This is a genomic window from Rhodopirellula sp. UBA1907 (assembly GCF_002337565.1).
Taxonomy (GTDB): domain Bacteria; phylum Planctomycetota; class Planctomycetia; order Pirellulales; family Pirellulaceae; genus Rhodopirellula; species Rhodopirellula europaea.
In genome coordinates, this window is sequence record NZ_DDGH01000008.1 from 51,060 (window position 1) to 57,059 (window position 6,000).

A 6,000-nucleotide genomic window follows, 5' to 3' on the forward strand; every position below is an offset into this window, starting at 1 on the left:
CTCATCCACTACGGCCTTTGCTCAGAGAGTCGTGGCGTTGTCCACTACGGCAATCGCGGATCGTTGGTACGATGGGGACGACGGAAACACGTACAAATCGAATTGGGAATCGGATGGGTCGTACTGAATCGTTGGATCCGGGACTTCGTGATTTATTGTCACGACTACGCGAACGGGTGCGACGCTACATCGTTTGGGATTCGTTGCTCGCAATCGCGGCGCTGGTGCTGGTCGTGTTTTGGGTGGCACTCGCGGTCGACTATCTGCCGGTCCGAATTGGCGGCAGTGAGATGCCTCGTTCGGCCCGTGCGGTCGTTCTGTTTGCCGTCGCGGTTCTGGTCGTTCTGATCCTGGCCAAATGGTTGTGGGGGCGACTCAACCGAGAATTGCCCGATGACTCGCTCGCGTTGTTGATCGAACGTCACCATCCAAGTCTCGGCGGGCGTTTGGTCACCGCCGTTCAGTTGACTCAAGAAAATCGTTCCCACGATTCGCACAGCCCCGTGTTGTTGCAACACGTTCACCAAGAAGCCGCCGCGGCGGTCGACCAAGTCGAATTCGGACGTGTCTTCCGGTGGGAACCGATTCGCCGAAAGCTGATGCTGGTCATTCCGTTGTTGCTGGCCGCATTGGTGATGGCGATCGCCAGCCCGCAAACGTTCGCCCGCGCGGTCGGACGATTGTCATTGTTTTCCGATTCACCTTGGCCACGAAAAGCCGAGCTTGAAATGATCGGTGTCGAGTCTCCGATCATCACGGCGGATGAGACCGAGGAAGTCGGCACCGAGCTTCTGACATTCGAAGACAAGACACTCCGCTTGGCTCGCGGAAGCAGCACAACGCTTCGCATTCGTGCGGCAACGGAAGAACTCGGCCACACCGTTCCCGAGATCTGCACTGTTTCTTATGTGGATGATTCCGGCAACCGCGGTCAAAGCAACCTTCGTCGGGTCGGCCGCATTCAAGATGGTTATCAATCTTTCGTGCTCGACGGACCTCCGCTCGCTTCGTTGGCCGAATCCGTGACGATGACCATTCGAGGCTTGGACGATCGCTTGCTCGACTACCGAATCGAAGCCGTTGATCCGCCCGCAATCGCGGACATGGAATTGGCGATTCGTTATCCGGACTACTTGCGAATCTTTGACGCCGGTGGTGCATCGCCCGATGCCGCCGACCAAATCCTCAAGTACCAAGCCGGCTTCCGAATTCGCGAAGGCAGCTCTTTGACTCTTCGAGGCACCAGCAGCAAACCACTCGGCGCGGTCGATGTTGCCACGACTTCAGAAGGTGTACGAGATGAATCCACCGACGATGCCGAACCAGTCGTCAAAATCGCTGACGATCGAATGTCGTTTGAATGGTCCGTCTCGGATTTGCGAGAACCAACTTCCGTTCGATTGGTACCCAAAGACGAAACCGGCATCTCCGCTCAAGCATCGTATCGATACTTCATTGGCGTCGTTCGAGACCAAGTTCCCGAGACGTCAATGACGATGAAGGGCATCGGGTCGTCGATCACTCCCATCGCCATGCTGCCCATCCAAGCAACCGCTAAAGATGACTACGGCGTCGAATCGTTGAGCTTGACCATGGCGGTCCGAGCCTCCGAAGAAACCGCCGACGATGCTGGCAATACAAACGGCGAAGCAACTACCAGCGCGGAACCACAGCAACACACCGTCTTGCCCGAATTAGATCGTGACGGAAACGCCGCCTGGACATTTGACCTGCGAGACCTCTCTGACGACGGCACCGTGAACGGGTTGGCTCCCGGAGCGAGCGTGCAAATCTTCACGACAGCCAAGGACCGATTCGACCTGGGCGAACCACACTCGATTCGCGGCGAGGTCGTTCGTCTGCAAGTCGTCACGCCAGAGACATTGCTCGCTACGCTCGAGCGACGTGAACTCGAATTCCGTTCGCGTTTGGAACAAGCCATCGATGAAACCCAACGTCTGCGTCAGAGTTTGGCTGCGGTGCAGAACGACGCGCTGGATGTTTTGCAAACGCCGGATGAGGAAGACTCTCCAGAGGAATCCGACTCGGACGCTGACGCCGAATCCGCCGGCGATGAACCCTCAGGCGATGATCCCGCTGTTGATGACACTGCTGATGACGGCGAAGAAGACGTCCGGGCGAGACAAAGAGTCCAGTTGCGAATCCGCCAATCAGAACTGCAGGCGACCAAATCCACGGAAGAGTTGGCGGGGATTGTCGTCGGGCTGGAGGATCTGCTGCTTGAAATGGTGCAGAACCGCGTCGATTCGGTTGACCGTCGCGAACGATTGGAAAACGGCGTCCGTAACCCATTGTCGACGGTGGTGACGGAACCCTTGCCGCGTCTGCAGCGTCAAATCACTTCGATGGAGCGGGTATTGATGGCGGAAGATCCCGCCGAATCGTCTGGGGAAAAGATGACGGAAGCAGCGACGGCGGCAATTGCAACGACGGATGAAGTCCTTCTGTCGCTCAATGCCGTCTTGGAAAAGATGCTTGACCTAGAAAGTTTCAACGAAATTCTGGATTTGGTCCGAGGCTTGATCAGCGATCAGGAAGAATTGATCGAGGAAACCGAAGAAACTCGAAACCAGCAGGTCCAAGATCTGTTCAAGTAGAAAGGAACGCGGGTGATCGACCGGGTTCCATACTGGACGCATCCCCGCGACGTGTCCCGCGGATGGAAAGCCACTTCAATGAACGCCGATTGCATGAACCAAGCTGACCGACACCGCCGAATCGTTTGGCCGATGGAAAACGGCCGCAATCGCTTCGTCCATGCACTTGCGTTGGCTTCGGCCGTGCTGGTGGTTTGCATCATCGCGAAACCGTCGTTTGCTCAGTCATCAACCGGCGACGAAGTCACAACACTCGCGTCACGCCAATCCAGCGTTGCGACTCGTTACGAACGGCTCGAAGAACTGTTGCTTCGATTGGCTGACATGGAAGCCAGCGAAAACCCAGAACGCTCGGCCTTGCTGCGACGCGTCGCCAAACAATCACGCGAACGTTTCGTGCTGGAAAAACTTCGCGGTGCCGGCAAGATGATCGGCGACGGCCAGCTATCCAAAGCGATGACGGATCAAAAGTCGGCGACGGAGGAACTGCAATCGATCCTGAAACTCTTGATGAGCGAAGACCGAAGCTCACGAATTCGCGATGAAAAGAAACGCATCTCGGAACTCATCAAACAACTTCGCCTGACCGAACGCAACGAACGCAGCGTCCGGGCTCGAACCGAAAATGGTGTCGAGATGAGCGAAGTCGAAAAGGAACAAAAGGCGATCGCCGAACGCGCGGAAGAACTTAGCAAGGAACTCGAAGAGGAATCCGACGACGCCAGCGGCGAACCATCCGAAAGCGAGTCGTCAGAGAGCGAAGCACAGGATTCAAAGAGCGAAGAGTCTGAGAACCAGCCTGGCGACAAGAGCGAGATGGAAGCGGGACAAGAAGAGTCCGGCGAACAGAAGTCGGGCGAAGAAAGCAGCAGTGATCAGCCCAGCGAAAGCGGCGAGCAAAACGAAAGCGGACAACCCAAGGAAGGCGAACAGCCCAAAGAAGGCGGCCAACAAGACGAAAACTCGCAGCAGCAACCCGAAGGCGATGAGCCCAAGGAAGCTTCCGAAGACGGCGAGCAACCCGATGGTGAACCAGCCGAAGAAAAGTCAGGCGAAGAGAAAAGCGAACAAACACCTTCCGGTGAACAGCAATCCGAAGAAGGACAACAGCAATCGGGCGAGCAGAAATCTGGAGAGAAGCAATCCGGCGAGCAGCAGTCATCTTCGCAACAGCAGCCACCCAAACCGCAATCGCCTCAAGAACAGGCGAAGGAGCAGCTCGAGCGCGCGATCGAGCGAATGAAAGAAGCTCAAGACAAGCTGGCTCAGAACGAACGAAAAGAAGCCACCGAACAACAACGACAAGCCGAAGAAGAATTGCGTCGTGCGATCGATCGATTGGAAAAGATCCTTCGACAACTTCGCGAAGAAGAGATGGAACGCGAATTGGCGAAACTCGAAGCTCGTCTGCGAAAGATGGCGGCGATGCAATCCGCCGTGTTGGACCAAACCGTTCAACTCGCAAAAACGCCCGAAGTGCAACGCAATCGTGCAACCGATTTGAAGGCCGGTGATTTGGCGTTCGAAGAGCAGAAAATCACATTGGAAGCAGACCGCGCGATGTTGCTTCTGCGAGAAGAAGGCTCAAGTGTCGCGTTCCCCGAAGTCGTCTCACAATTGCGTGAAGACACCGTTCGGGTCTCGACTCGTTTGGGACAAAGCAAAATTGATTTGGTCACTCAGGGTCTTCAATCCGACATCTTGGCCGGATTGGAGGAAATGATTGCTGCGTTAGCCAAAGCACAACGTGACCTAGAAAAAAAGAAACAACAGGAACAACAGGGCGACGGTGGGGGGCAACCGTCGGGTTCTGGAGAAGAACCCCTTGTCCAGAAGTTGGCTGAGTTAAAATTGATCCGTACGATGCAAACTCGCATCCAGGGCTCCACGGATCGCTATGCTAGTTTGATGGATGGCAAGGAGACTTCTGCCGAAGACGTCTTGCCATTGCTCCGCGATTTGTCGCAAAGACAAGATCGGCTTTATCAAATCACGCGTGATTTGGTGACCGAGCGGAACAAATAGGGAACCACCTCCCGCGACCTTGAATGGACATTGCTGATGAGAATTCGTTTCGCTGCTGCGCTCTGGACTCTGCTGCCGGCCTCCTTTTTGGCCTCACCCGCCATGGCCGAAATCGGACCCACGTCGGAACTCGCCATCGTCTCGGCCAACGCCAAAGCATCGTTCTCATCAAACTCAGTCTCGCGACCATCACGTTCTGAATCTGTCCAAATCATTCCGGAATCAGAAGCCCAGCCTTTGGAGTCCGGCCAAGCCAACGACGGCTTGAAGAGCAACGCTGATTGGCCGCTGCGAGATTCGGACGAAATGGCCGAGCAACTTCGCGCGGCTTTGGACGCACTGGGCGTCGCCCCCGATTTGATGGACCAGGCGACCGAAAGCTTCCTGATCGGAGTCCAACGAGACGACATGGAACCGCTCAACGCATGGGTTGATGCCGCATCGGCACAATTCGATGTGTTGTCGGAAATGATGCGTCGTCTGAATGGCGATTTGTTGACGACCGCGCGAGGCATGGACCCCAATGGGCCGGACTACGCGATCGTTGAATCAATGCCCAACGAATTGCGAGCCGCTCTTCGAACTTGGATCGGTCGCGAATTGGTGCGTGCTCGTTACTACGACGAAGCCCTGCCAATTTTCGCCGAAGTCGATCCGATGGTTTGCCCCGATCCCGCGACGTTGTTGTTCTATCGCGGTGCTTGCTACCACGCTCAATTGAAGATCAAAGATTCACTGTCGGACTTGCGTCGCTTGCTGCAACGCAAAGACCAGATCCCCGCGCGTTACGCTCGTACCGCCGAGATGATGGTCGCGGACATTAAACCACTCAAGAAAGATTCGCTCGACGAGATCTCTCGATTGATGAGCGATGTGACGCGTCGTTTGGATTTGGGACGTGCCGATGAAGCGACCAAGGATCGTGAGCAAGAGGTCATCGACAAGCTCACCAAGCTGATCGACAAGATCGAAGAAGAGCAGCAGAAACAGCAACAACAGCAGCAGCAACAACAAAGTGCCAGCGGAAACGGCGGCCAATCCGATGGTCAAGCGTCGCCCATGGATGACAGCCGAATCGCAGGTGCCAACGGACAAGGCGACGCGGATCGCAAAAAGATTGATGACCAAAACGGCTGGGGCAACCTGCCTCCCGCAGAACGTCAAGAATCGCTGCAACAAATCAGTCGCGATTTGCCGACTCATTACCGCGAAGCCATCGAAGCCTACTTCCGCAAACTAGCCACACAAAAGTAACCCTCGCCGACAAAGCACGTAGGCCATGTCCCACATGGCAATCGGCCCGATGCGTTCGTAGGCCATGTTCCACATGGCATCCCAACCGATGCTTTGGAACAAA

At 55.7% G+C, this 6,000-nt stretch carries 3 protein-coding genes; all 3 read left to right on the forward strand.

Annotated elements, in window-relative coordinates:
• Positions 1–113: 113 nt before the first annotated feature.
• The 3 genes from B2R17_RS02910 to B2R17_RS02920 all read left to right on the forward strand — a co-directional run bounded on the left by B2R17_RS02910 (position 114) and on the right by B2R17_RS02920 (position 5,897).
• Positions 114–2,618, forward strand: coding sequence for a polyketide synthase (locus tag B2R17_RS02910; RefSeq protein WP_286762770.1), 2,505 nt, complete (start codon positions 114–116; stop codon positions 2,616–2,618).
• Positions 2,619–2,696: 78 nt separating this feature from the next.
• A complete protein-coding gene (locus B2R17_RS02915) occupies positions 2,697–4,643 on the forward strand; it encodes a hypothetical protein (protein ID WP_286762771.1) in 1,947 nt (648 codons plus the stop codon).
• Positions 4,644–4,679: 36 nt separating this feature from the next.
• Entirely contained in the window at positions 4,680–5,897 is a 1,218-nt protein-coding gene (locus tag B2R17_RS02920) for a hypothetical protein (protein WP_286762772.1), read from the forward strand.
• Positions 5,898–6,000 lie beyond the last annotated feature (103 nt).

Bases quoted from the DNA above. Each gene is read 5' to 3' on its own strand.
- B2R17_RS02910 (WP_286762770.1), top strand. From the start codon at position 114: ATGGGTCGTACTGAATCGTTGGATCCGGGACTTCGTGATTTATTGTCA.
- B2R17_RS02915 (WP_286762771.1), top strand. From the start codon at position 2,697: ATGAACGCCGATTGCATGAACCAAGCTGACCGACACCGCCGAATCGTT.
- B2R17_RS02920 (WP_286762772.1), top strand. From the start codon at position 4,680: ATGAGAATTCGTTTCGCTGCTGCGCTCTGGACTCTGCTGCCGGCCTCC.